Annotated in this window: 1 pseudogene; it reads right to left on the bottom strand. The window is 59.2% G+C overall.

Annotation, left to right across the window (positions count from 1 at the left end):
• Nucleotides 1-255 (bottom strand): annotated as a pseudogene (locus DQG17_RS21530) (DeoR/GlpR transcriptional regulator); the annotation flags it as partial.

The following is a 255-nucleotide window of genomic DNA, read 5'->3' as shown; positions in this document are numbered from 1 at the left end:
GGGGGTTGTCGGTGATGATCGTGTCGAACAGGGTCACGCTGCCCATCCGGTACAGGGCCGAGCGACCGATCTTGTCGTGATCCATCAGCAGGACCCGATGTCGGGCGTTCTGAAGCATTGCGAGTTTTACGCGCACCACACGTTCGTCCTGATGATAGACATCCGGGAACTTGAGCGCCGAGGTCGACAGGAAACAGATGTCGACCATGAAGTCGGCAAAGCCCAACTCGGCCCGCCGTCCGAAGAAACCGTCGA

This window comes from Tropicimonas sp. IMCC34043 (assembly GCF_003390845.1).
Lineage (GTDB): Bacteria > Pseudomonadota > Alphaproteobacteria > Rhodobacterales > Rhodobacteraceae > Tropicimonas.
This window is presented reverse-complemented; position numbering and strand designations above follow the sequence as displayed.